The sequence below is a fragment of the Streptomyces sp. RKAG337 genome, from assembly GCF_023701715.1.
Classification (GTDB): domain Bacteria; phylum Actinomycetota; class Actinomycetes; order Streptomycetales; family Streptomycetaceae; genus Actinacidiphila.
This window is the reverse complement of record NZ_JAJOZA010000001.1, coordinates 5,460,844-5,484,655: the sequence shown is the minus strand read 5'-3', so window position 1 is coordinate 5,484,655 and position 23,812 is coordinate 5,460,844. Positions and strand designations below refer to the sequence as shown.

At 70.8% G+C, this 23,812-nt stretch carries 25 protein-coding genes; 14 read left to right on the top strand and 11 right to left on the bottom strand.

Annotation, left to right across the window (positions count from 1 at the left end):
* Positions 1 to 59 precede the first annotated feature (59 nt).
* Genes LNW73_RS24300 through ctaC form a run of 3 tightly spaced genes read right to left on the bottom strand, consistent with a single transcriptional unit; the run spans position 60 to position 3,159 of the window.
* Entirely contained in the window at positions 60 to 458 is a 399-nt protein-coding gene (locus LNW73_RS24300) for a cytochrome c oxidase subunit 4 (RefSeq protein WP_250991381.1), read from the bottom strand.
* Positions 455 to 2,212, bottom strand: a complete 1,758-nt coding sequence (gene ctaD / locus LNW73_RS24295; protein WP_138356202.1) for an aa3-type cytochrome oxidase subunit I — start codon at positions 2,210 to 2,212, stop codon at positions 455 to 457. The genes LNW73_RS24300 and ctaD overlap by 4 nt, the downstream gene beginning before the upstream one ends.
* The gene (gene ctaC, locus LNW73_RS24290) at positions 2,209 to 3,159 is read right to left on the bottom strand and encodes an aa3-type cytochrome oxidase subunit II (protein WP_250975484.1); all 951 of its coding nucleotides are present in this window, start codon (positions 3,157 to 3,159) and stop codon (positions 2,209 to 2,211) included. The genes ctaD and ctaC overlap by 4 nt, the downstream gene beginning before the upstream one ends.
* 237 nt (positions 3,160 to 3,396) lie before the next feature.
* On the opposite strand from ctaC, the gene LNW73_RS24285 reads away from it, so the two are divergent.
* On the top strand, positions 3,397 to 4,794 hold the full coding sequence (locus LNW73_RS24285; protein WP_250991380.1) for a cysteine desulfurase/sulfurtransferase TusA family protein: 1,398 nt from the start codon (positions 3,397 to 3,399) through the stop codon (positions 4,792 to 4,794).
* Between the two features lie 78 nt (positions 4,795 to 4,872).
* Here the strand turns inward: LNW73_RS24285 and LNW73_RS24280 are convergent, their stop codons facing one another.
* Positions 4,873 to 5,847 (bottom strand): carbohydrate kinase family protein, encoded by a 975-nt coding sequence (locus LNW73_RS24280; protein WP_250975486.1) that lies wholly within the window; start codon positions 5,845 to 5,847, stop codon positions 4,873 to 4,875.
* Positions 5,848 to 6,035: 188 nt separating this feature from the next.
* Here LNW73_RS24280 and LNW73_RS24275 point away from each other — a divergent pair, with 188 nt between their 5' ends.
* Together LNW73_RS24275 and LNW73_RS24270 are read left to right on the top strand one after the other, a co-directional pair.
* Positions 6,036 to 6,254: a hypothetical protein gene (locus LNW73_RS24275; RefSeq protein ID WP_250975487.1), complete on the top strand. Its 219-nt coding sequence runs from the start codon at positions 6,036 to 6,038 to the stop codon at positions 6,252 to 6,254.
* Between the two features lie 95 nt (positions 6,255 to 6,349).
* Positions 6,350 to 7,972: a hypothetical protein gene (locus tag LNW73_RS24270; protein ID WP_250991379.1), complete on the top strand. Its 1,623-nt coding sequence runs from the start codon at positions 6,350 to 6,352 to the stop codon at positions 7,970 to 7,972.
* Positions 7,973 to 8,054: 82 nt separating this feature from the next.
* On the opposite strand, the gene LNW73_RS24265 is transcribed toward LNW73_RS24270, so the two are convergent.
* Positions 8,055 to 8,408: a HesB/IscA family protein gene (locus tag LNW73_RS24265; RefSeq protein ID WP_138356207.1), complete on the bottom strand. Its 354-nt coding sequence runs from the start codon at positions 8,406 to 8,408 to the stop codon at positions 8,055 to 8,057.
* A 232-nt stretch (positions 8,409 to 8,640) separates the two neighbouring features.
* On the opposite strand from LNW73_RS24265, the gene nadA reads away from it, so the two are divergent.
* Positions 8,641 to 9,822, top strand: coding sequence for a quinolinate synthase NadA (gene nadA / locus LNW73_RS24260; protein ID WP_250975489.1), 1,182 nt, complete (start codon positions 8,641 to 8,643; stop codon positions 9,820 to 9,822).
* Between the two features lie 95 nt (positions 9,823 to 9,917).
* Here nadA and pspAA read toward each other — a convergent pair whose 3' ends face one another.
* Both pspAA and LNW73_RS24250 read right to left on the bottom strand, forming a co-directional pair.
* Positions 9,918 to 10,196, bottom strand: coding sequence for a PspA-associated protein PspAA (gene pspAA, locus LNW73_RS24255; RefSeq protein ID WP_250991378.1), 279 nt, complete (start codon positions 10,194 to 10,196; stop codon positions 9,918 to 9,920).
* A 64-nt stretch (positions 10,197 to 10,260) separates the two neighbouring features.
* Positions 10,261 to 11,031 carry a PspA/IM30 family protein gene (locus tag LNW73_RS24250; RefSeq protein ID WP_138356210.1) on the bottom strand — a complete coding sequence of 257 codons (771 nt, stop codon included), beginning with the start codon at positions 11,029 to 11,031 and terminating at the stop codon, positions 10,261 to 10,263.
* A 194-nt stretch (positions 11,032 to 11,225) separates the two neighbouring features.
* Here LNW73_RS24250 and LNW73_RS24245 point away from each other — a divergent pair, with 194 nt between their 5' ends.
* The 3 genes from LNW73_RS24245 (at position 11,226) to LNW73_RS24235 (ending at position 13,752) form a co-directional block, all read left to right on the top strand.
* Positions 11,226 to 11,813 (top strand): DUF3043 domain-containing protein, encoded by a 588-nt coding sequence (locus LNW73_RS24245; protein WP_138356211.1) that lies wholly within the window; start codon positions 11,226 to 11,228, stop codon positions 11,811 to 11,813.
* 86 nt (positions 11,814 to 11,899) lie between these two features.
* Positions 11,900 to 12,601 (top strand): class I SAM-dependent methyltransferase, encoded by a 702-nt coding sequence (locus LNW73_RS24240; protein ID WP_250975491.1) that lies wholly within the window; start codon positions 11,900 to 11,902, stop codon positions 12,599 to 12,601.
* Between the two features lie 56 nt (positions 12,602 to 12,657).
* Complete coding sequence (locus tag LNW73_RS24235; RefSeq protein WP_374118177.1) at positions 12,658 to 13,752, top strand: S1C family serine protease; 1,095 nt, start codon at positions 12,658 to 12,660, stop codon at positions 13,750 to 13,752.
* Positions 13,753 to 14,027: 275 nt separating this feature from the next.
* On the opposite strand, the gene LNW73_RS24230 is transcribed toward LNW73_RS24235, so the two are convergent.
* Positions 14,028 to 14,237: a hypothetical protein gene (locus LNW73_RS24230; protein WP_138356213.1), complete on the bottom strand. Its 210-nt coding sequence runs from the start codon at positions 14,235 to 14,237 to the stop codon at positions 14,028 to 14,030.
* Between the two features lie 118 nt (positions 14,238 to 14,355).
* Here LNW73_RS24230 and LNW73_RS24225 point away from each other — a divergent pair, with 118 nt between their 5' ends.
* From LNW73_RS24225 to LNW73_RS24195, 7 genes are all read left to right on the top strand, one after another.
* Positions 14,356 to 15,561, top strand: coding sequence for a bifunctional adenosylcobinamide kinase/adenosylcobinamide-phosphate guanylyltransferase (locus tag LNW73_RS24225; RefSeq protein ID WP_250991376.1), 1,206 nt, complete (start codon positions 14,356 to 14,358; stop codon positions 15,559 to 15,561).
* 427 nt (positions 15,562 to 15,988) lie between these two features.
* Entirely contained in the window at positions 15,989 to 17,137 is a 1,149-nt protein-coding gene (cobT, locus tag LNW73_RS24220; protein WP_250991375.1) for a nicotinate-nucleotide--dimethylbenzimidazole phosphoribosyltransferase, read from the top strand.
* A 111-nt stretch (positions 17,138 to 17,248) separates the two neighbouring features.
* Positions 17,249 to 19,021, top strand: a complete 1,773-nt coding sequence (locus LNW73_RS24215; RefSeq protein WP_250991374.1) for a phosphatidylglycerol lysyltransferase domain-containing protein — start codon at positions 17,249 to 17,251, stop codon at positions 19,019 to 19,021.
* The gene (locus LNW73_RS24210) at positions 19,018 to 19,728 is read left to right on the top strand and encodes a hypothetical protein (protein ID WP_250991373.1); all 711 of its coding nucleotides are present in this window, start codon (positions 19,018 to 19,020) and stop codon (positions 19,726 to 19,728) included. Before LNW73_RS24215 ends, LNW73_RS24210 begins: the two co-directional genes overlap by 4 nt.
* Positions 19,729 to 19,750: 22 nt before the next feature.
* Positions 19,751 to 20,569, top strand: coding sequence for an adenosylcobinamide-GDP ribazoletransferase (locus LNW73_RS24205; protein ID WP_250991372.1), 819 nt, complete (start codon positions 19,751 to 19,753; stop codon positions 20,567 to 20,569).
* Positions 20,570 to 20,666: 97 nt separating this feature from the next.
* Positions 20,667 to 21,545, top strand: coding sequence for an AraC family transcriptional regulator (locus LNW73_RS24200; RefSeq protein WP_250991371.1), 879 nt, complete (start codon positions 20,667 to 20,669; stop codon positions 21,543 to 21,545).
* Positions 21,546 to 21,620: 75 nt separating this feature from the next.
* Positions 21,621 to 22,016 carry a helix-turn-helix transcriptional regulator gene (locus tag LNW73_RS24195; RefSeq protein ID WP_250991370.1) on the top strand — a complete coding sequence of 132 codons (396 nt, stop codon included), beginning with the start codon at positions 21,621 to 21,623 and terminating at the stop codon, positions 22,014 to 22,016.
* On the opposite strand, the gene LNW73_RS24190 is transcribed toward LNW73_RS24195, so the two are convergent.
* The 3 genes from LNW73_RS24190 to LNW73_RS24180 form a co-directional block, all read right to left on the bottom strand.
* A complete protein-coding gene (locus LNW73_RS24190) occupies positions 22,013 to 22,420 on the bottom strand; it encodes a DUF2690 domain-containing protein (protein ID WP_250991369.1) in 408 nt (135 codons plus the stop codon). The two genes, LNW73_RS24195 and LNW73_RS24190, sit on opposite strands and share 4 nt — an antisense overlap.
* A gap of 183 nt (positions 22,421 to 22,603) precedes the next feature.
* The gene (locus LNW73_RS24185) at positions 22,604 to 23,218 is read right to left on the bottom strand and encodes an SMI1/KNR4 family protein (protein WP_250991368.1); all 615 of its coding nucleotides are present in this window, start codon (positions 23,216 to 23,218) and stop codon (positions 22,604 to 22,606) included.
* Between the two features lie 32 nt (positions 23,219 to 23,250).
* Positions 23,251 to 23,691, bottom strand: coding sequence for an ATP-binding protein (locus tag LNW73_RS24180; RefSeq protein ID WP_250991367.1), 441 nt, complete (start codon positions 23,689 to 23,691; stop codon positions 23,251 to 23,253).
* Positions 23,692 to 23,812: the final 121 nt, after the last annotated feature.

Below are 23,812 nucleotides of genomic sequence, written 5' to 3'. Positions count from 1 at the left end.
GGACACCGTGCGGTGTCCGGGCCCAGCCCGTGATGTGGTGCGGCGGTCGCCCGCCGGTCCTACTGCGTCCGGTCCTCACCGCGGTAGTACTCGAACACCCAGCCGTACAGGCCGATGAGGAGCATCGGGGCGGAGAAGTACAGCAGCCACCAGCCGAAGATCACACCGAGGAACGCCAGCGCGCCGCCGATGGCGAGCGAGAGCGGCTGCCAGCTGTGCGGGCTGAAGAAGCCCACCTCGCCGGCGTCGTCCGCGACGTCCGCGTTCTCGTTGTCCTGGGCTCCGGTGTCCGCCCGGCGGGCGGTGAAGGCCAGGTAGAACCCGATCATCACGCTGAGGCCGAAGGCCAGGAACAGCGCGGTGGTGCCCGCGGGCTCCTTGGACCAGTAGCCGTAGACGATGGCCGAGGCGAGGATGAAGACCGCCAGGCCGAGGAACATCTTTCCTTGGACCCTCACAGCTGCTTCCCCTTCTCCTCGTGCTCCTCGCCGCCGGCGACGAGGGCGCCGCGCTCAGGGTCGAGGTTCTGCTCGAGCTCCATCGCGGAGATCTCCGGGTGGTGCAGGTCGAACGCCGGCGACTCGGACCGGATACGCGGCAGCGTGAGGAAATTGTGCCGCGGCGGCGGGCAGGAGGTCGCCCATTCGAGGGAACGGCCGTAGCCCCACGGGTCGTCGACCTCGACCTTCTTGCCGTACTTCGCGGTCTTCCACACGTTGTAGAAGAACGGCAGCATCGACAGGCCGAGCAGGAACGAACTGATGGTGGAGATGGTGTTCAGGGTGGTGAACCCGTCGGCCGCCAGATAGTCCGCGTAACGGCGCGGCATGCCCTCGACGCCCAGCCAGTGCTGGATCAGGAACGTGCCGTGGAAGCCGAAGAACAGCGTCCAGAAGGTGATCTTGCCGAGCCGCTCGTCCAGCATCTTGCCGGTGAACTTCGGCCACCAGAAGTGGAAGCCGGAGAACATCGCGAAGACCACGGTCCCGAAGATCACGTAGTGGAAGTGCGCCACCACGAAGTACGAGTCCGAGACGTGGAAGTCCAGCGGCGGCGCCGCCAGGATCACACCGGTCAGACCACCGAACGCGAAGGTGATCAGGAAGCCGACGGCCCACAGCATCGGGGTCTCGAAACTCAGTGACCCCTTCCACATCGTGCCGATCCAGTTGAAGAACTTCACACCGGTCGGGACCGCGATGAGGAACGTCATGAACGAGAAGAACGGCAGCAGCACACCGCCGGTGACGTACATGTGGTGCGCCCAGACGGTGACCGACAGACCGGCGATGGAGATCGTCGCGCCGATCAGGCCGACGTAGCCGAACATCGGCTTGCGGCTGAACACCGGGATCACTTCGCTGATGATGCCGAAGAACGGCAACGCGATGATGTACACCTCTGGATGCCCGAAGAACCAGAACAGGTGTTGCCATAGCAACGCCCCGCCGTTCGCGGCATCGAAGACATGCGCCCCGAACTTCCGGTCGGCCTCCAGGGCGAAGAGCGCGGCGGCGAGCACCGGGAAGGCCAGCAGGACCAGCACACCGGTCAGCAGGACGTTCCAGACGAAGATCGGCATGCGGAACATCGTCATGCCGGGTGCGCGCATGCAGATGATCGTGGTGATGAAGTTGACCGAACCGAGGATCGTGCCGAAGCCGGAGAAGGCCAGACCCATGATCCACATGTCGGCGCCGACGCCCGGGGACCGGACGGCGTCCGACAGCGGGGAGTACGCGAACCAGCCGAAGTCGGCCGCGCCCGCCGGCGTCAGGAAGCCGGCCACCGCGATCAGCGAGCCGAACAGGTACAGCCAGTAGGCGAACATGTTCAACCGCGGGAACGCCACGTCGGGCGCGCCGATCTGCAGCGGCATGATCCAGTTCGCGAAGCCCGCGAAGAGCGGCGTCGCGAACATCAGCAGCATCACGGTGCCGTGCATCGTGAACGCCTGGTTGAACTGCTCGTTCGACATGATCTGGGTGCCCGGGCGGGCCAGTTCGGCGCGCATGAGCAGCGCCATGATGCCGCCGAGGATGAAGAAGAAGAACGAGGTGATCAGGTACATCGTCCCGATCGTCTTGTGGTCGGTGGTGGTGAGCCACTTGATGACCACGGCGCCGGGCTGTGCCCGCTTCACCGGCAACTCGTCCTCGTACGACTCGCCGATGGCGGCCGCGCCCTGATGGGGTTCGTTGAGAATGCTCATGTGGTCTTGGGCTCCGCATTCTTGGCGTTGCCCGTGGTGGCAATGCCCGCCGGGAGGTAACCGGTCTGGCCCTTCTTCGCCAGATCCTGCAGGTGCTGCTGGTACTGCTCCGGGGTGACGACCTTCACGTTGAAGAGCATCCGGGAGTGGTCCATGCCGCACAGTTCCGCGCACTTGCCCAGGAAGGTGCCCTCCTTGCTCGGAGTCACCTCGAAGACGTTGGTGTGGCCCGGGATGACGTCCATCTTCATGAGGAACGGCACCACCCAGAACGAGTGGATGACGTCGCGCGAGGTGAGGACGAACCGCACCGTCTCGCCCTTCGGCAGCCAGAGCGTCGGACCGGGGTTACCGGTGTCCTGGTTCTTCGAAGCGGGAGTGCCGAAGTCGTAGACGCCCTCGGCACCCACCGGGAACTTCAGCTTGTCGACGGGGATCTGCTCGAGCTCCTTGGGAGCCACCGCAGGGGACGACTTGTTGCCGTCCACGTCCTCGACGTAGTTGAAGGCCCAGCTCCACTGCATGCCGACCACGTTCACCACGTGGTCCGGCTTTTCCGAGGTCGCCAGAATCTTGGATTCGTCACGCGCGGTGAAGTAGAAGAACACCGCGATGATGATGATCGGGACCACGGTGTACAGCGCCTCGATGGGCATGTTGTACCGGGTCTGCGGAGGAACCTCGACCTTCGTCCGGCTTCGCCGGTGGAAGATCACACTCCAGATGATCAAACCCCAGACAAGTACACCGGTCGCCAGCGCGGCGGCCCAGGAGCCCTGCCAGAGCGCCAGGATCCGGGGGGCTTGTTCCGTAGCGGGGCTGGGCATGCCAAGGCGGGGGTATTCACAACCGGTAGCGGTCACAAGGACCAGCGCCGCGGCCAGCGCCTGCGGCAGCTTCCGCCGCACCGGGCGCCGCGACGAGCGGTCGGAGCCGTTGGGACTCACGTAGCGCCTTCCCGAGAGTCTCGCCCACGCGTCCGGGTGCCCGGCCGTCAGCTGGTCGGTCGGCCCTGGCGCGGGCAGGTAGGTGTGGATGTTTATGCGGACCAAACCCTACTGGACGCTATTTGGGGTCGCGCGGGGAGGGGGTCCAACGCGCCGGGGCACTTCCCGAAGGGATGGACCGGCATGCTCCGCATGCCGCCTGACGGCCCGCCGGGCGACAGGCGTAGCGTGCCGGGCGTGTCCTACTTCGATGCGGCTTCGGCCGCTCCCCTGCACCCCGTCGCCCGCCAGGCGCTGGTAGCCGCGCTGGACGAGGGGTGGGCGGACCCGGCCCGCCTGTACCGCGAGGGACGGCGCGCCCGGCTGCTGTTGGACGCCTCCCGGGAGGCCGCCGCCGAAGCCGTGGGCTGCCGCCCCGACGAACTGGTTTTCACTCCTTCGGGAACCCGTGCCGTTCACACGGCCGTGTCAGGGGCCATGGCGGGGCGGCGGCGGACGGGGCGTCACCTCGTGGTGTCGGCCGTCGAGCACTCGTCGGTCCTCCACGCGGCCGAGGCGTACGAGGCCACCGAGGTCGGGGTGGACCGTACGGGGCGGGTGGACGCCGCCGCGTTCGCCGCGGCGCTGCGGCCGGACACCGCGCTGGCCTGCCTGCAGTCCGCCAACCACGAGGTGGGTACGGTCCAGCCGGTCGCCGAGGCCGCCGGGCTGTGCCGGGCGGCGGGAGTGCCGCTGCTGGTGGACGCGGCGCAGTCGCTGGCCTGGGGGCCGGTGGAGGACGGCTGGTCGCTGCTCACCGCCAGCGCCCACAAATGGGGCGGGCCGCCCGGGGTCGGGCTGCTCGCGGTCCGCAAGGGCACGCGCTTCGCCGCCCAGGGCCCCACGGACGAACGGGAGTCGGGGCGCTCCCCCGGCTTCGAGAACCTGCCGGCCATCGTGGCCGCGGCGGCGTCGCTGCGCGCCGTACGGGAGGAGGCCGCGGCCGAGGGGGCGCGGCTGTCGGAGCTGGTCGACCGGATCCGCTCCCGGGTGCAGGTACTCGTCCCCGATGTGGAGGTCGTCGGCCACCCCACGCTGCGGCTCCCGCACCTCGTGACGTTCTCCTGCCTCTACGTCGACGGGGAGGCGCTGCTCGGCGGGCTCGACCGCGCGGGCTTCTCGGTCTCCTCCGGCTCGTCCTGCACCTCCAGCACACTGACCCCGAGCCATGTGCTGCGCGCGATGGGCGTCCTGTCGGAGGGCAACGTCCGGGTGTCGCTGCCGCCGGGCACCCCGGCGGAGGACGTCGAGCGGTTCCTGGGCGTGCTGCCGGAGGTCGTCCGCTCGGTCCGCGACCAGCTCGGCGCCCCGGCATCCCCCGCGGCGGACTCCGCCGCCGTGCCGGCCGACGTCTCCGGCGCCTCCGACGAGCCCGCGCTGACGGTCGACTCGCTCGGCAAGCGCTGCCCGATCCCGGTCATCGAGCTCGCCAAGGTCATCGGCGAGGTGCCGGTGGGCGCGGTGATCTCCGTGCTGTCCGATGACGAGGCGGCGCGGCTGGACATCCCCGCGTGGTGCCAGATGCGGGACCAGGAGTACGTCGGCGAGCGCGCGGCGGAGCGGGGTACGGCGTACCTGGTGCGGCGCAGAACGTGAGGAGGACGGCAGCGTCCCCCGGACTCCGCCGTGGAGTCCGGGGGACGGTGGCGTAGGAGGCTTCGGAGGCCTCGGAGGTCAGGAAAGGTGGATCTTGACCTCGGCGGCGGCCTCGTGGCCGTAGGCCTTGGTGAAGCGGTCCATGAAGTGGCCGCGGCGCAGCTCGTACTCCTGGGTGCCGAGCGTCTCGATGACGAGGGTCGCCAGCATGCAGCCGAGCTGGGCGGAGCGCTCCAGCGACAGGCCCCAGTCCAGGCCCGCCAGGAAGCCGGCGCGGAACGCGTCGCCGACGCCGGTCGGGTCGACCTTCGCCTCTTCCTCGGCGCAGCCGACCTCGATCACCGGCTGGCCGACCCGCTCGATGCGGACGCCCTGCGCGCCGAGGGTGGTGATGCGGGTGCCGACCTTGGCGAGGATCTCTTCGCCGGTCCAGCCCGTCTTCGACTCGATGAGCGCCTTCTCGTACTCATTGGTGAAGAGGTACGTGGCACCGTCCACGAGGAGGCGGATGTCCTCGCCGTCCATGCGGGCGAGCTGCTGCGAGGGGTCGGCCGCGAACGGGATGCCGCGGCTGCGGCACTCCTGGGTGTGCCGGATCATCGCCTCGGGGTCGTCCGCGCCGATGAGGACCAGGTCCAGACCGCCCACCCGGTCGGCGATCGGCTGCAGCTCGATCTGCCGGGCCTCGCTCATCGCGCCGGTGTAGAAGGACGCGATCTGGTTGTGGTCGGTGTCCGTGGTGCAGACGAAGCGCGCGGTGTGCAGCACCTCGGAGATGCGGACGGACGCGGTGTCGACGCCGTGCCGGTCCAGCCAGGCGCGGTACTCGGCGAAGTCGGAGCCCGCCGCGCCCACGAGGACCGGCCGGAGGCCGAGCACACCCATGCCGAAGCAGATGTTCGGAGCGACTCCGCCGCGCCGGACGTCGAGGGTGTCGACGAGGAAGGAGAGCGAGACCGTGTGCAGCTGGTCCGCGACCAGCTGGTCCGCGAAGCGGCCGGGGAAGGTCATCAGGTGATCGGTGGCGATGGATCCGGTGACAGCGATACGCACGACTGAATGCTCCTGCGGGGGCGGCGGCGAAGGTCGGCAAGGGCCGGAAGTGGGCCCTGGGCAACACGGAAAAGGCACAGCCATCGTATGGGGTGCTCCGCCGCACGGGGGAACCGGCCGCCGGACACGGAGAAACTACCCGATAGTAGGGCTTACCCCTTCCTGATCAAGTGCCTAGGGTCGAAGACATGGCTTCTACTTCGTCCCCACTGCCCCCCGTCGTCGAACCTGAATCCCGCTCCGAATCGCTCGCCGAACTGCTCGGCGACTGCCGTCGGATGGCGCCGCACTGGACGGTTCCCGCCCATGCGGCCCCCTCGGCGGCCGCTCCGTCGAGCCTGCACGGAATCACCGTGCCGCTCGCGTCCGCGCACGTCGTGGACGGTATGGCGGAGTACGGCGCCTGATCCCGGCCGGTCGCGGAACCGCGCGGTGGGAACCGCGCGGGCTCCGGCTCCGTCACAGCTGCATCTGACGGTACGGAGCCGAGGGAGCAAGCACGGTGAGCACCGAACGCAACGAAGACACGATGGAGCATCCCGTCCCCCGCCGCCGCATCCGGTCACCACTGGCCGTCGCCGCGATGGCCGCGGCGGTCCTGGTGGCTGGCGGCGGCGGGGCCTACTGGGCGACGGCGAACGCGGGCAGCAGTGCCCCCGACAGGAGCGAGAGCAAACCACCGGCGCCACTGGCGCTGGACGGCGCCAAGAACGGGGTCGCGGCCGGCACCGACAGCGGCGCGGCGGCCCCCACCGGGGCGCAGTACCAGGTCACGAAGCCGCTGCCGACCGGCCCGAAGGCTGCAGCGGTCTACCGGCCGCACGGCGACGTGACGCAGACAGCCGTCGAGAAGCTGGCGAAGGCGCTGGACGTGCCCGGCCCCGTCAAGCTCGACCACGATTTCTGGCGGGCGGGCGGCACCCCCGACGGCAGCGGGCCCTTCCTGCAGGTCAACCGGTCGGGCGAGGGCAACTGGTCGTACTCCCGGCTCGGCCCGATCGCCAAGTGCTACCGCATCACGCCGATGAAGCCGGGGGTGCCGAGCGCTCCGAGCGCGGGCGGGCCGAGCGCGGGCGTCGGTCCCGACTCGCCGGTCTGCTCCGGGCCCCCGGTCGCCTCGGCCGACGGTTCGGCCTCGACGTCGACGTCGCCCGCCGGGCCGGCCGGCACGGATGGTGGCGGGGTTTCCGAGGAGCGGGCGAAGCAGGCCGCCGCGCCGGCCCTGGCCGCTCTCGGGCTGACCGATGCCGCGGTGGACGCGAGCGAGACCGCGGGCGCGGTGCGCATGGTGAACGCCGACCCGGTGGTGGGCGGGCTGCCGACGCACGGCTGGCGCACCACCCTGCGGATCGGCGCGGACGGGCAGCTGAGCGGCGGTTACGGCCTGCTGGCGGCCCTCGACAAGGGCGACCAGTACCCGGTGATCGACGCGACGCAGGCGCTGAAGCAGCTGGAGACCGCCGGAGCCGGCGGCATGGACCACGGAGTCGGCGGCAGCTGCCCGTCGCCGCTCCCGAAGCAGCCGACGGCGCCGAGCGACGACAAGACCCTGCCACAGTCGATGCCGTGCGTGCCGGGTGCCGAGCAGAAGCTCGAGGTCCGCGGCGCCACGTTCGGGCTGTCGGCGCAGTTCGTGTCGGGCGCGCGGGCGCTGGTGCCGTCCTGGCTGTTCGACGTGGCACAGGCCGGAGTGGTGAAGGCGCACACCGTGGCGCAGCCGGCGGTGGAGGCGCACTACATCCAGGGCGCGCCGGGCACCGGGCTGCCGAGCGCGCCGGGTGAGCCGGGTGGCCCCGGCGCGACGACCGCGCCGACGCAGCCCGCCGACCCCGCGAAGCCGGCCGACCCGAACGCGCCGCAGAAGCAGAAGGCCGTCTCGTACACCGTGCGCGGCAACGTCCTGGAGCTGCACTTCTGGGCCGGGGTCTGCTCCACCTACGCGGCGACCGCCGAGGAGTCCGACACAGCGGTGACCGTGCGGATCACGGGAACGCACGACCCGGCCAAGCGGGTGTGCATCATGATCGCGAAGGACACCACCAGGACCGTGCAGCTGGCCAAGCCGCTCGGTGACCGCAAGGTCGTCGACCTGTACGACGGCACCGTCGTGCCGCTGAAGAAGTAGCCTGCCCGACGGTTGACGGAACGACGAAGGCGGCGGTCACCCTCTCGGGTGGCCGCCGCCTTCGCGTGCGATCAGTGCAAGATCAGTGGAACGAGTCGCCACAGGCGCACGAGCCGGTGGCGTTCGGGTTGTCGATCGTGAAGCCCTGCTTCTCGATCGTGTCCACGAAGTCGATGGAGGCGCCGCCCAGGTACGGGGCGCTCATCCGGTCGGTGACGACCTTCACACCGTCGAAGTCCTTCACGACATCGCCGTCGAGCGAACGCTCGTCGAAGAACAGCTGGTAGCGCAGGCCGGAGCAGCCACCGGGCTGAACGGCGACGCGCAGCGCCAGGTCCTCGCGGCCTTCCTGCTCGAGCAAGCCCTTGACCTTGGCCGCGGCGGAATCCGACAGGAGAAGTCCGTCGTTCGCGGTGGTCTCGTCCTGAACCGTCATCTGCTTCACTCCCGGGTTGTTCGGACTGCTGCCACCGACTGGTAACCGATGACCCCCCGGATTCATTCCGGGTCCGATACGTCTTTCCGCCAACAATGCTCGCACACCGGAGGCCGGGAACGGAATGCGTCACATTGACGCGACCCCCATCGTCAATCTGACACGAACGGGCTATCATAGATAACGTCAGGTAGACGAAAAGGCTGTGCTGCACAGAAAGGGCTCCGGGCCCGTGACCACCACAGAACCGCTGGATGTGCTGGATGTTCAGCCCACGCCGCTCGCCCTGCTGCTGCTCGGGCGGGAGTCCGATCCCCGTAGCGAGCGCGGAGTTGACTGCCCCGGCGACCTGCCGGCCGCGTCCGACCCCGACCTGGTCGAGCGCGCCCGCGCCGCCAAGGCGAAGCTCGGGAGCAGGGTCTTCATCCTGGGCCACCACTACCAGCGCGACGAAGTCATCGAGTTCGCCGATGTGACCGGTGACTCCTTCAAACTCGCGCGGGACGCGGCCGCCCGCCCGGAGGCCGAGTACATCGTCTTCTGCGGTGTGCACTTCATGGCCGAGTCCGCGGACATCCTCACGTCCGGCGACCAGGCCGTGATCCTCCCGGACCTGGCGGCCGGCTGCTCGATGGCCGACATGGCCACCGCCGAGCAGGTCGCCGAGTGCTGGGACGTGCTGACCGAGGCGGGCGTGGCCGGGACCACCGTCCCCGTCTCGTACATGAACTCGTCCGCCGACATCAAGGCCTTCACCGGCCGGCACGGCGGCACGATCTGCACGTCCTCGAACGCCGAGCGCGCGCTGGAGTGGGCGTTCTCGCAGGGCGAGAAGGTGCTCTTCCTTCCCGACCAGCACCTGGGGCGCAACACCGCGGTACGCGACCTGGGCCTGTCGCTCGACGACTGCGTCCTCTACAACCCGCACAAGCCGAACGGCGGCCTGACCGTCCAGCAGCTGCGCGACGCCAAGATGATCCTGTGGCGCGGCCACTGCTCCGTGCACGGCCGCTTCTCGATCGACTCGGTCGACGACGTCCGCGCCCGGATCCCCGGGGTCAACGTGCTGGTGCACCCCGAGTGCAAGCACGAGGTCGTCTCCGCCGCCGACTACGTCGGCTCGACGGAGTACATCATCAAGGCGCTGGACGCGGCCCCGGCCGGCTCCGCGTGGGCGATCGGCACCGAGCTGAACCTGGTCCGCCGGCTCGCCAAGGCGCACCCGGACAAGCAGATCGTCTTCCTCGACAAGACCGTCTGCTTCTGCTCGACGATGAACCGCATCGACCTGCCGCACCTGGTGTGGACGCTGGAGTCGCTGGCGGACGGCAAGCTCGTCAACCGCATCCAGGTGGACGAGGAGACCGAGCGGTTCGCCAAGCTGGCCCTGGAGCAGATGCTGGCGCTGCCGTGACGGCGCGGAAACGCTGAACGGGCGGGCCGGAACCCCTGGGGGTTCCGGCCCGCCCGTTCATGAGCGGTACGAGGTGCGAGGTGCGATCGCGCGGCTCAGCCGGGGATGAGCCCGTCGTCGCCGAGCATCTCCCGGACCTCCGTGAGGGAGGCGTCGGGAGACGGCAGGATCAGCTCCGACGGCTCCAGGGAGGCGTCGGGCAGCGGTTCGCCCAGTTCCCGTACGGCGTCGAGCAGGGCTCCCAGGGTCTTGCGGAAGCCTTCCTCGTCACCGGTCTCGATCTGGGCGAGCAGTTCGTCGTCCAGCACGTTGAGGCGGGTGAGATGGCTGTCGGCCACCTTCAGCTGCCCCTCCCCCATGATCCTGACGATCATGACGGCGCCTCCTAGTCGGTTCGGCTACGGCCCGGCGGTGGTCCTGCGTTACTGCTGTTCTGCGTTACTGCTTGTCCATCCGCGGCTTGTCCTCGGGCTGCTTTCCGCCCTCGATGGCCTGCTGCGGAGTGCCGCCGGCCAGTTCGGCCTTCATGCGGGCCAGCTCCAGCTCGACGTCCGTGCCACCGGACAGCCGGTCCAGCTCGGCCTGGATGTCGTCCTTCTGCAGGCCGCTCTGGTCGTCCAGGGCGCCGGACGCCATCAGCTCGTCGAGGGCACCGGCCCGCGCGCGCAGCTGCTCGGTCTTGTCCTCGGCACGCTGGATCGCCATGCCGACGTCGCCCATCTCCTCGGAGATGCCGGAGAACGCCTCGCCGATCTTGGTCTGGGCCTGGGCGGCCGTGTACGTGGCCTTGATGGTCTCCTTCTTGGTGCGGAAGGCGTCCACCTTGGCCTGCAGCCGCTGCGACGCGAGAGTGAGCTTCTCCTCCTCGCCCTGCAACGTCTGGTGCTGCGTCTCCAGGTCCGTGACCTGCTGCTGCAGCGCGGCCCGGCGCGACAGCGCCTCACGGGCCAGATCCTCACGACCCAGCGCCAGCGCCTTGCGGCCCTGGTCCTCATAGGTCGACGACTTCTTCTGCAGCTCGTTCAGCTGCAGCTCCAGGCGCTTGCGCGAGGTGGCGACATCGGCCACACCCCGACGTACCTTCTGCAGCAGTTCCAGCTGCTTCTGGTACGAGTAGTCAAGCGTCTCGCGCGGGTCCTCGGCCCTGTCCAGGGCCTTGTTGGCCTTCGCGCGGAAAATCAATCCCATCCGCTTCATGACACCGCTCATGGGCCTCGCGCGCCCCCTTCTCGGACTACAGCTCCAGCACCTCTACAGACCCCACAGTACGGGCCCTGGTTCCATTACCGCACTGTTCGGCGATGGATGCGCTCCTCCCTAGGGACGATCACGGTTCGGTGACCTAAGGCCCAAGGAGTAGGTGAAGGCTGGGGTTCCCGCCCCGGGGCACGTAACCTGGAGTCGTGTTCCGACGTCGTTCCCCAGATGAGCAGGCCTCAACCACCACGGTGCTTGAGGACCAGCCCCGCGACCCGCAGGCTCCCAAGGGTCGCCCCACGCCCAAGCGCAACGAGGCCCAGGGCCAGCGCCGCACCCGTGCCGTAGTGCCGACCGACCGCAAGGCCGCCGGCAAGCAGGCACGCGAAGCGCGCCGTGCCGAGATGGCTAAGCAGCGCGAAGCGCTGGCCGGTGGCGACGAGCGCTACCTGCCCGCCCGAGACAAGGGACCGGTGCGCAAGTTCGTCCGGGACTATGTCGACTCGCGCTACCGCGTCGCGGAGTTCTTCCTTCCGCTCGCGGTGGTCATCCTCGTCCTGAGCATGATCCAGAACACTCAGCTGCGGAACCTCTCGCTGCTGCTGTGGATGGTCGTGATCGTCCTGATCCTCGTCGACTCCGTCATCACGACGATCCTGCTGCGCAAGCAGCTGCGCACCCGCTTCCCGGACAAGAACCTGCGCGGTGCGGTGGCGTACGCCCTGATGCGGACGCTCCAGATGCGCCGGCTGCGGCTGCCGAAGCCGATGGTCAAGCGCGGCGTGAAGCTCTGAGCACCGGCAGATCCGGGTTCGAGGGCGGCGCGGCCGGCTGGCTGGGCGGTCTCGGCGGGCTGCGCAACGTCGTCCGCCAGGAACTGGTGGCGCGGCAGCTCGACGAGCAGATAACCGCGCGCTTCGCCGTGGGCCGCCGGCTGCGGGTGCTCGACGTCGGCCCCGGCCAGGGCACCCAGGCGCTGCGGCTGGCCCGCGCGGGGCACCAGGTCACCGGCCTGGAGTCCGACCCGGCGATGCTCGACGCGCTGCGCACCGCGCTGGCCGTCGAACCGGAGGGCATACGCGAGCGGGTCGCCCTGATCGCGGGTGACGGCCGGGAGACCGGCCGGCACTTCGGTCCCGGCAGCTTCGACCTCGTGCTGTGCCACGGGGTGCTGATGTACATGGCCGAGCCCGACCCGATGCTGGCCGCGCTGGCCCGGGTACTCGCGCCCGGCGGTCTGCTGTCACTGCTCGTGCGCAACGCCGACGCGCTGGCCATGCGGCCGGGGCTGCTCGGCGACTGGCCCGGAGCGCTCGACGCCTTCGGCAGCGAGACGTACACCAACCGGATCGGCCTCGATGTGCGCGCCGACCGCCGGGAGGCCGTGACCGCGACCCTGAACGGCCTGGGCACCCCGGTGCACACCTGGTACGGGGTCCGGGTCCTCACCGACGCCGCACCGAACGACGCGCCGGTACCGGCGGATCTCGAACCCCTGCTGGCCGCCGAGGAACAGGCCGGGCGAACCGACCCGTACCGCGCGGTCGCGGCCCTGCTGCACCTGTGCGGGGTACGCGCCTAGTCTCGACCGGCCGCGGGATCCACTCTTTCCGCCCCTGCAAAAGGGACACTTCGGTCATGAGTGGATCCATGACACGCCCTTTGGCCACCCGCCTGGCACGCCCCTGCGCCGCCGTCCTCTGCGCGGCGGCGCTGCTGGTGGGATGCACCTCCGGCTCGGACGAACCGGCCGCCTCCACGACGGGCTCGTCCTCAGCGACGTCCTCCGTCGCCGCACCCACCTCGTCCGACCAGCTGCAGAACGAGTACCAGCGCGTCGTGAGGAACGTGCTCCCGTCCGTCGTCCAGATCACCACGGACTCGGACCTCGGCTCGGGCATCGTCTACGACGACCAGGGCCACATCGTCACCAACGCGCACGTCGTCGGCGACGCCCAGAAGTTCAGCGTCACCCTGGTCACCGGCGGCAACCCGCTGGACGCCGTACTGGTCTCCTCGTACCCGGCGGAGGACCTCGCGGTGATCAAGCTCAGCAGTCCCCCGAAGGACCTGAAGCCCGCGAGGTTCGCCGACTCCGCGAAGGTGGAGGTCGGCCAGATCGTGCTCGCCATGGGCAATCCGCTGGGACTCTCGGGCAGCGTCACCCAGGGCATCGTCTCGGCGGTCGGCAGGACCGTCAGCGAAGGCGGCCAGGGCGACGGCGGCACCGGGGCCACGATCGCGAACATGGTGCAGACCTCGGCCGCGATCAACCCCGGCAACAGCGGCGGCGCCCTGGTGAACCTCGACAACGAGGTCATCGGCATCCCGACCCTGGCCGCCACCGATCCCCAGATGGGCGCGGGAGCGGCGCCGGGCATCGGCTTCGCGATCCCGGCCTCGACCGTCACCAACATCGCCGGCCAGATCATCAAGGACGGCCGGGTGACCGACTCCGGCCGCGCCGCCCTCGGCATCACCGCCCGCACCGTGATCGGCGACGACCTCCAGCCGTCCGGCGTCGCCGTGGTCTCGGTGACGGGCGGCGGGGCCGCCGCGAAGGCCGGACTCAAGGCGGGCGACGTCATCACCAAGATCGACACGACCGGGATCTCGACGCTGCAGTCCCTCACGGAGGCGCTGGCCGCGCACAAACCGGGCGACAAGGTCCAGGTGACGTACGAACGGGACGGCGCGACGAAGACGGCGGAGGTCACGCTGGGCTCGATCTGACGGCGTAGGGGGCGCCGCCAAGGGAGAGCGCCCCTTACGTCACAGCCAGGCCCCGGAATGCCGGGCCGCACAACCCGCACGTGGCGTGAGCCCGTCACCCATTTCCCACCGGGGCCTGGACGCGAGGGGCCGGGATCGCAGGCGTGGGGGTCCGAAATGCTGCCGAGCTATTTGTGGGCCGCCAGGCCCGTAAATAGTCGATTTCGGACCCCCACGCCGGAGAGCCCGGCCCCGACCCCGCACCGGCCGGTACCGATCCCGCAACCCCTACGGAGTTACTCCTCGTTCCCGTGCAGGCTCATCGGGCCGTAGATCTTGGTCTCCCCGTCGAAGAGCACGACCTGGTCCGCGCCGCCCTCCACCAGGTCCTTCCAGAGCTCACCGATCCAGGACTCCGCATCCCCCTGCGTCGTGAACTCCTCCGGCTGCACCGCGGGCGCAACCTCGGTGCCGTCGGCCTTCTCGAACCGCCACGTCCACGCCATGTATTTCTCCTCGGTCCTCGGTCCACAGCTGCTGCTGTCCGTCGTGTGCCTGTCCCGCAGGGTAACCGCATGGCGGACCCGGCGAGCCCGCCGTACGCGGACGCGAGACGATCGGGGGGTGGAACTGACACTGCTCGGCACCGGAGGCCCCGAGGGCCTGCCCCTGCCCGACTGCCCCTGCGCCTCCTGTGCGGGCGCCATCGGCGACCGCGACGGGCCGCGCGCCGCGACCGCCGTCCTCGTGGACGGCGTGCTGCTGCTCGACCTCACCCCCGGTCTGGCCTTCGCCGCCGCCCGTTCCGGGCATTCCCTCGGCGGTGTGCGGCAGGCACTGCTGTCCCACCCGCACGACGGGCCAGCCGTGGAGATCCCCGTCGGCCTGCCGGCGCCCGGCCGCGTTCCTGACGGGCAGGAGCTGACGCTCCTCACCGGGCACCGGGTACGCGCCGTCCCCACGGACGCACCCGGCACCGGCTATGAGATCGAGGGGCCGGACGGGATGCGCGCCCTGTACCTGCCGCCGGGCTGCGCCCCCGCCGGGGTCCAGGAGGCCGCCGCACCGTACAACGTGGTGCTGTTCGACGCGGTCGACCGGCCCGACGCGCTGGGGCGCCTGCGCGCCGCCGGCGCCGTGGGCCCGACCACCGACGTCGTCGCGGTGCACCTCGACCACAGCGCGCCGCCCGGCGCCGAGCTGCGGCGCCGGCTCGCCGCGCTGGGCGTGCGCGCCGTCCCCGACGGCACGACGCTGGTGGCCGGCGACTACCACGACGTACCGGACGTGCCCCGCCGCACGCTGGTGCTCGGTGGTGCCCGCTCCGGCAAGTCCGCCGAGGCGGAACGTCGGCTCGCCGCGTTCTCCGACGTCCTGTACGTGGCCACCGGCGGCTCCCGCGAGGGCGACCAGGAGTGGGCGCGCCGCGTCGCGCTGCACCGCGACCGCCGGCCGGGTACGTGGGCGACGCAGGAGACCTGCGACCTGGTGCCGCTGCTCGCCGTGGACGGCCCGCCGCTGCTCATCGACTGCCTCGCGCTGTGGCTGACGTCCGCGATGGACTCCGTCGGCGCCTGGGACGACGAGAGGTGGTCGTCGGGCGGCGAACGCGAACTGCACGCCCGTGTCGCCGGGTTGACGGCGGCCTGGCGCGGGACGCGGCGGACGGTGGTCGCGGTGAGCAATGAGGTGGGGTCGGGGGTGGTTCCGGCGACGGCGTCGGGGCGCCGGTTCAGGGACGAGTTGGGTCGGCTCAACGCTGCGCTGGCTGCCGAGTCCGAGCAGGTGCTTCTTGTGGTGGCGGGTCAGGCGTTGTCGCTGCGCGGCTGATGGGGCTGAGTCCTGGTCGGGGCCGGGCTCTCCGGCAGGGGGGTCCGAAATCGACTATTTACGGTCCCCCAACCTTCGGCCGGGGGTGCCCCCAGCGGCCCACAAATAGCTCGGCAGCATTTCGGACCCCCCTGCCTGCGATCCCGGCCCCTCGCGTTCACGCCCCGGTGGGGAATGGGTGACGGGCCCGCGCCACGTGCGGGTTGTGCCGTCCCCTCGCGTCCACGCCCCGGTGGTGAACAGTGCCGGCACGGCTCGGGAGGCGGGTGGCGGACCCCTGGCGGACACCGTGTCCTCCACCTCAGGCCCGCGCCGGCAGGCGCACCCCACGGCCGGAGGCCGGCCCTCGCCCGCGCGGCCCGTGCCGGCCGGCGCCGGCGGGCGCCCGCTTCCCCTGGCCCGAGGGGGAGCCGGTACTGTGCGGCGAATGAGCGGCCTGAATCTCGATGACTTCGGCTCCCTGGTGGAGCGTCCCGACGCCGGTGTGCGGCGTGACGCGCAAGACCGGTGGCAGCGGCTGGTGAGCCCTCCGGGGGCTCTCGGCAAGCCCGCGGAGCTGGCCGAGTGGCTGTCGGCCGCTCAGGGGCGGGTTCCGGCGCGGCCGATCGCCCGGCCGCGGGTGCTGCTGTTCGCCGGGGACCACGGGGTCGCGAGCCTGGGGGTGTCGGCGCACCAGGCCGGTACCGCGGTGGCGCTGGTCCGGTCGGTGCTCGACGGTGGGGCGCCGGTGAACGTGCTGGCGCGTCAGTTCGGGGCGCAGGTCCGGGTGATCGACATGGGCCTGGACTGCGATCCGGCGGAGCTGCCGGCCGATGTCACCGTGCACCGGGTGCGCCGCGGCTCCGGCCGGGTGGACGTGGAGGACGCGCTCACCGTCGAGGAGGCCGAACTGGCCTTCCGCGCGGGCATGGCCATCGCCGACGAGGAGGCCGACTCCGGGACCGACCTCGTACTGCTCGGTGACATCAGCGTCGGTGGCACCACGGCCGCCGGCATCCTCGTGGCGGCGCTGTGCGGTACGGACGCCTCCGTGGTGACCGGCCGCGGCTCCGGGATCGACGACCTGGCGTGGATGCGCAAGTGCGCGGCGATCCGCGACGGGCTGCGCCGGGCCCGTCCGGTCCTGGGCGACCAGCTCGAACTGCTGGCCGCGAGCGGTGGTGCGGACCTCGCCGCGATGACCGGCTTCCTGCTGCAGGCCGCCGTGCGCAAGCTGCCCGTCGTGCTGGACGGCGTCGTCACCGCGGCCTGCGCCCTGGTCGCGCAGCGCGTGGCGTTCCGGGCTCCCGACTGGTGGCTGGCGGGTCAGGCCAGTGGTGAGCCGGGGCAGGCCAAGGCCCTGGACCGGCTCTCCATCGAACCGCTGCTCGACCACGGCGTACGGCTCGGCCAGGGCACCGGCGCGCTGCTCGCGCTGCCGCTGCTGCAGGCCGCGGCGGCGCTGGCGGCGGAGCTGCCGGACGTGTCGGGCGAGCCGGTGGTGGAACGGGCCCCGGAACCCGTCAGGGAGCCCGTCGCCGTCACGTCGGAGGAGCCGCCCGCGGACCCGCCCCGCGACGCGACCGACACTCCGTAGAGCGCCGTTCCGCCCGCCCCTGCGGGGGGACCTGCGGGGCGTAGCCGGATCCGGCCACCGCCCCTGCGACGAGGATCCGGACATTCCGTCATAAGATCCACAACCATGGGAATGGGCAGCACGACACCGGGTCGCACACCGCAGGACGGGGAGGGCCGTCCGCATGTCTGGGGGCAGCGCTCCGCCGCCTACGCCGTCTGGTATCTGCGGGCCGTCGCCTTCCTCAACTTCCTCGGGGCGGTGTGGGTCTCCTTCGGGGCCGACATCCGGCGGCACAACATCGAGGACCTCTTCACCCCGTATCTGCTGACCGCGGGCTTCACCACGGGTGTGTTCGCGCTCTTCTTCGCCATCACGATGCGGCGGCGCAAACGGGCCGCCTGGGTGCTCAATCTCGTACTCAGCGGGCTGTTCCTGCTGGTGCTGGCGCTGACGATGGGCTTCCCCGAGTACCGGGACCACGTCCAGAACTGGATCACCCTGGGGCTGACCGGCTCCTTCGTGGCCGCCCTGCTGGTCGGCCGCCGTGAGTTCCGGGCCAAGGGCGACCGCTCCAATCCGAAGCACGCGATCCTGACCGCCGTCGGCGGCCTCATCGTGGGCTCGCTGATCAGCGCGCTGCTGGTCACCGCGACCAACAGCGAGCACGGCTCGGACTTCGGCGCCAGCTTCCGCTACGCGATCATGCGGATGATCGCGCTCGACCCGAATGACGACAATTACGCGAACATCTCAACGCCCGGGTGGGTGGATGTCGTCATCAACGTCATGAGTGCGTTGCTCTTCCTGCTCGTGCTGTACGTGGCGTTCCGCTCGCCGCGCGGCCGGGCACTGCTCGGCCCGCAGGACGAGGCCAAACTGCGCGGGCTCCTGGACCGCTACGGCGACCGGGACTCGCTCGGCTATTTCGCGCTGCGCCGCGACAAGAGCGTCATCTGGTCGCCGAGCGAGAAGTCCGCGATCGCGTACCGGGTCGTCGGGGAGGTGTCGCTGGCGTCCGGCGATCCGATCGGCGACCCCGAGGCGTGGCCCGGCGCCATCGACGCCTGGCTCGCCGAGGCCCGTGAGCACGCCTGGGTGCCCGCGGTGATGGGCGCGAGCGAGGAAGCGGGCGTGATCTACGCCCGGCACGGCCTGGACGCCCTGGAGATCGGGGACGAGGCGATCGTCGAGACCGCCGAGTTCACCCTGGACGGCCGCGCCATGCGGACCGTGCGGCAGGCGTACAACCGCGTCAAGCGGACCGGTTACACCGTCCGGATGCGCCGGCACGACGACATCCCCGCGGACGAGATGGACGCGATGCTGGAGCGCGCCGACGCCTGGCGCGACGGGGAGACGGAGCGCGGCTTCTCGATGGCGCTCGGCCGGCTCGGCGACCCCGCCGACGGGCGCTGCGTCATGGTCGAGTGCCATGACGGCGAGGGCGTGCCGCGCGCGCTGCTGAGCTTCGTGCCGTGGGGTCCGCGGGGGCTGTCGCTGGATCTGATGCGCCGCGACCGCGACTCCGAGAACGGGCTGATCGAGTTCATGGTCATCGAGCTGATCCAGCGCGCCGACGAGGTGGGCGTGCGGCAGATCTCGCTGAACTTCGCGATGTTCCGCTCGGTGTTCGAACGTGGCTCGAAGCTCGGCGCCGGGCCGGTGCTGCGGTTCTGGCGCTCCCTGCTGACGTTCTTCTCGCGCTGGTGGCAGATCGAGTCGCTGTACCGGGCCAACGCCAAGTACCGGCCCATCTGGGAGCCGCGCTACCTGCTGTTCGGCAAGAGCAGTGAGCTGCCGCGGATCGGTATCGCCAGTGCCCGTGCCGAGGGCTTCCTCGAAGCGCCGCGGCTGCCGTCCCCGCTGCGCAGACGCGACCGAGAGCGGACCGCTGCCCGGTGAGCCCCTTCAACAAGCGCCTCCGCGACTTCGCCTACGTCGAATGGGGCGGAATCTCCCGAGACGTCTGGTTCGAGCTGCGGACGAAGAAGCTGCGCGCGATCCCGCTGACGCTCTCCGCGTGCCTGTCCATCCTGACCCTCCAGGTGATCCAGCACTCCGGGAGCACCGGCACGGAGTGGGTCAACCGGCTCGGCGGTGTCTACGCGACGCTCCCGTGGTGGAAGGCGCTGCTGCGCACGCCTCTCTCGCTCTTCGTCCCCGACCCGTCCCTGCCGGTGTGGGGGCTGATCGCCCAGGTCGTCTTCATGTTCGGCATCGCCGAGATGACGGTCGGCCGCCGGCACACCCTCGGGATCGGGCTCCTCGCGACGCTCGCCGGCACGTCGTTCGCCCGCTACTCGCTCGCGGTCGGCCCCGACGGCTTCCTCGGGCTCCCGGTCTCCACCCTCGTGGTGCGCGACACCGGCCCGTCGGCGGCGGTCGTCGCCCTCGGCGTGTACGTGGCCTGCCGGTACCGCGCCTGGTGGACGGGGGGTGTGCTGATCCTCGCGATGCTCGTCGAGGTCGTCTTCATCGTGAACCTCGCGGGCTTCGAGCATCTGACGGCGATCGTGGCGACGCTCCTGCTGTGCGCCCTGGAGGGCCACCTCCGGCGGCGCCGGGAGGCGGAGCTGCATCGGGAGTCACCGCGGCAGCCCCCGGGTTAGCCCCCCGGGGTAGCCTCACGCGGTGACCGACTCCGCCGAGCCCTCGAAGGCCGGACCCGCGCCCGCCGCCTCCGTCGCGGACGCGCTCCGCTTCGCCTTCGGCACCCTCACCGCGCTGCCGGTGACCGTCACCCGCTGGGACCGGTCCGCCGCGCGCGGCGGGATGCTGTGCGCGCCGGTCGTCGGCGCGGTGGTGGGCCTGTGCGCCGCCGCGGTCGGCGGACTGCTGCTGCTCCTGGACGCGTCCCCGCTGCTCGCCGCCGTCGCCACGGCGGCCGTGCCCGCCGCCCTGACCCGCGGTCTGCATCTGGACGGCCTGGCCGACACCGCCGACGGGCTCGGCAGCGCCAAGCCCGCCGAGGACGCCCTGCGGATCATGAAGCAGTCGGACATCGGCCCCTTCGGCGTCCTGACGCTGCTCTTCGTCCTCCTCACCCAGGTCGCCTGCCTCGCCGCCCTCTACGCCGACAGCTGGTCCCACGGCGCCGCCGCGGCCGCCGTCTCCGCCGTCGTGGCCCGCACCGCCATGACGCTGGCCTGCCGCGACGGCGTCCCCCCGGCCCGCCCCGACGGCCTGGGCGCCGCCGTGGCCGGAGCCGTCCCGCTCCGCATCGCGACCCTCACCGCCGCCGGCACCCTCGTGGTCGCGGCCGCCGCCGGCGCCCTCTTCGGCCTCTCCCCCGCCCTCCACTTCGCCCTGGCCGCCCTCCTCGCCCTCACCACGGCCGAACTCCTCCTCCGCCACTGCCGCACCCGCTTCGGCGGCATCACCGGCGACGTCTTCGGCGCCCTGGCGGAAACGGCGGCGACGGCGGTTCTGGTCGTCCTGTCGCTGGGCTGACGGCACATCTGACCGGAAACGGTGGTCCGTTCCCTTACCGCACCCCGCAGGATGACTGCGAGTACACGGCCACGGGGGACGTTACGGGGGTCCGACGATGCAGCATCTGGCGTGTCCCGAGGGTCGCTGGGAGGTGGCGACGGCGCTGCCGCATGCCCGGCTGCGGCCGGGGGTGCAGCGGTATCGGGGGTACCGGCTGAACCTGGACCTGCCGCGGCAGCGGCTGGAGGTTCCGGACGGCGCGGTGACGCTGGTGTTCTCCTTCGACCAGGAAGTGCGGGTGACGGAGGCCCTGACGCCGTCGGCCCCCGGCAACGCCCACCGCTCGATGCTGGTCGGGCTGCGCACCACCGCCGGCCTCGGGCGGCACAGCGGCCGGCTGTACGGGCTGGAGGTCATCCTCTCGCCGTGGCAGGCGTATGCGCTGTTCGGGATCCCGATGCACGAGCTGGCCGACACCATCACCGACCCCATCGACCTGCTCGGCCCCCGCTGCCGCGATCTCGCCGACGCCCTCGCCTGCGCCCCCGGCTGGGCCCAGCGCTTCGACCTGCTGGACACCGCGTTCCTGCGCTGGTCCGAGGACGCGCTCCCCGTCTCGGACCGCGTCCGGTACGCCTGGCGGGAACTCGCCAGGACCTCCGGCGCCCTGCCCATCGGCGAGCTCGTCGCCGCTACCGGGTGGGGCTGGCGGCAGTTGGACACCCGCTTCCGCGCGGAGATCGGACTGACGCCGAAGGGCGCGGCCCGCGTCATGCGGCTGCGCAAGGTGCTGCGGCTGATGGCGGCGGACCTGCCGGTGGCGGGCATCGCCGCCGAGTGCGGGTTCAGCGATCAGGCGCACCTGAACCGCGAGTTCAAGGCGATGATCGGCCGTACCCCCCGCCAGTTCCTGCACGCCCGCGGCCTCGACTTCGCGGGCCCGCCCACGGTGGACCGGGTCGACGGCCAGGTCACCAGCGTCATCCTGACCTGACGCCGGCCGGCCGAGCCGCCGCGGGGTGCGAATTTCTTCAATACGGCGCGACCGCGGCTCTGCGAGCCTGCCGAGGTGTACGACATCAGAACGGCCCCGTCCGCTCCGGCGGCACTGCGGCGGTACCAGGAACTGCTCGCGGACCAGAACCGGTTGCTCGCCGAGCAGAACGTCCTGCTGGAACGTATTCAGGCCTTCACCGCCCTGGCCGCCGCACCGTCACCGACCGAAGTCTCCCGCCGCGACCCACCCGTCCTGCCGCCGACGCTCGTACAGCGCCACATCCTGCTGCTCCTCGCGGACGGCACCAAGGACAGCGCGATCGCCCGCCGGCTGGGCGTCAGCGAACGATCCGTCCGCCGCCACGTCGGCTCCCTCGCCGAACGGGCCGGAGCCAGCAACAGGTTCACCCTGGCACTGGCCGCAGCCCGCCTCGGCTGGCTACCGGCCTACGACCGGCTGTCCGCCTAGTACCAACCGGTACACACGGTGGTCCCGTTGAATCCGCACGCCCGCATGACGTAGCCCGCGTCGTCGAAGGCCGGTGTGTGGGTGTCGCTGCCCGACTGCTGCGTCGTCATCCCCATCGGCCCGGTCCACGTGGACCCACCATTGCTCGACCGGTCGACCCACACCTTGTTCCCCACGTTGGAACTGCTGATCCGCCCCCACGCACACCGGCTCGACGTGCTGTACCGCAGCTCGATGTACATGCTGCCGTTGTGCGCGGTCTTCTTGCTCACCGCGTTGCTCGTACTGCACGCCGCCGGCGCGCTGGGCGCCGCACTCGCGGCGGGGGCGAGGGTGACGACACCCGCCACGACGATGGCGGTACTTCCGATTCCTGCGGCGATCCGGCGCTTGAGCGAAGACATCTGCGATTCCCTTCGACTACCTGCTGGGACCCCCCGATCCCACCAGCCGAAGTCCTCCCGGACGAGGGCGAACAGGACAAGCGTCCCCTTCCGGACACCCGGGAACCATCGGGCTTTCCCAGGTCCCGGCCGCTGACATTCCCGTCGCACTGGGGCGCCGCTGAACCTCTTCGCCTGCGCCGCTCAGTCGTACTCCTCATCGGCGAACGGGTCCGGCTCACCGGTCCACGGATCCAGCCCCGCGTCGCGCAGGCGCTTCTCCTCATCCGCATGAAGGAATCGCGGATCAGCCTCTCCCCACAGCGAGAGGTCCCCCAAAGGGCATTCGTCGAACTCCGCCCGGAACACACGCAGCAGGAATCCCGGCATGCCACAGTCAAACGTCTTCCATTGTCGGCCGTTCTGATCCCACACCATCACCGGCCAACGGTCGGGGTCCGGACCATCCGTTACCCAGCACAGCAGGTCGGCACTGGAATCGATCCCCCACGTCACCAAGGACGCAGGGGCGGCCGCCAGGCCCTGCTCTCCAGGGCGAAGATCCCAATTGGCACGGGCATTGAGCGTCTCGGAAACCATGCCTTGAAACACGGCGTTCGGGCCGAACGGCTCCGGCGGAATCACTTCCAGGTAATCGTCGATGCCGCCCCCGCCGTACACCTCCATGAACCGCTTATAGTCCGCAGGAAACGAGAACCCCCATCCCCGTTCGACCGTGGCCCAGTCCACGACATTGCCCGCACCGGCGTGGGGAGGCATGATCCGCATCAATGCCTCGAAATCGGCCTCGGCCGTCATGGTGTCGCCTCTCCTCTGGATTTCCGCCCCGGTCAGTACGCCGCCAGTTCGAACCACATCAGCTTGCCGCACAGCCCGAACGGCTCCTCCCCCAGCGCGTATCCGCCGCACCGGTCCGAGAACAGGTCCAGCAGGAAGAGCCCGCGCCCGCCGTCCGCGTCCGGATCCGGCGCGAGGGCCGCCGGGAGTTCCGGGTTGTTGTCCCGGACCGTCACCCGCAGCCGGCGCGGCTCCCAGTTGAGCCGCAGCGAGGCCGGGCCCTGCGCGTAGCGGTAGGCGTTCGTCGCCAGCTCGGAGGTCAACAGGGCCGCCGTGTCGACGAGTTCACGTAAGCCGTGCGCCACGAGGATCGCCCGGACGGTCGTCCGGGCGATCCCGGGTGCGCGGGGGTCGTGCGGCAACTGGAGGTAGTACTCCCACGTTTCCGCTGGGCGGCGGGCGGGGTCGGGACACGACGGCTGCACGGCATACATGTTGCCCTCCGGACGGGGTTGAGTGGCGTGCGTCACACAGTAGGGCTTTGAGTTAGATGGTTTCTACCGAACACGGTAGATCTGTCGTCCAATGGACCCTCGGGACTCGGAACGGCAGACT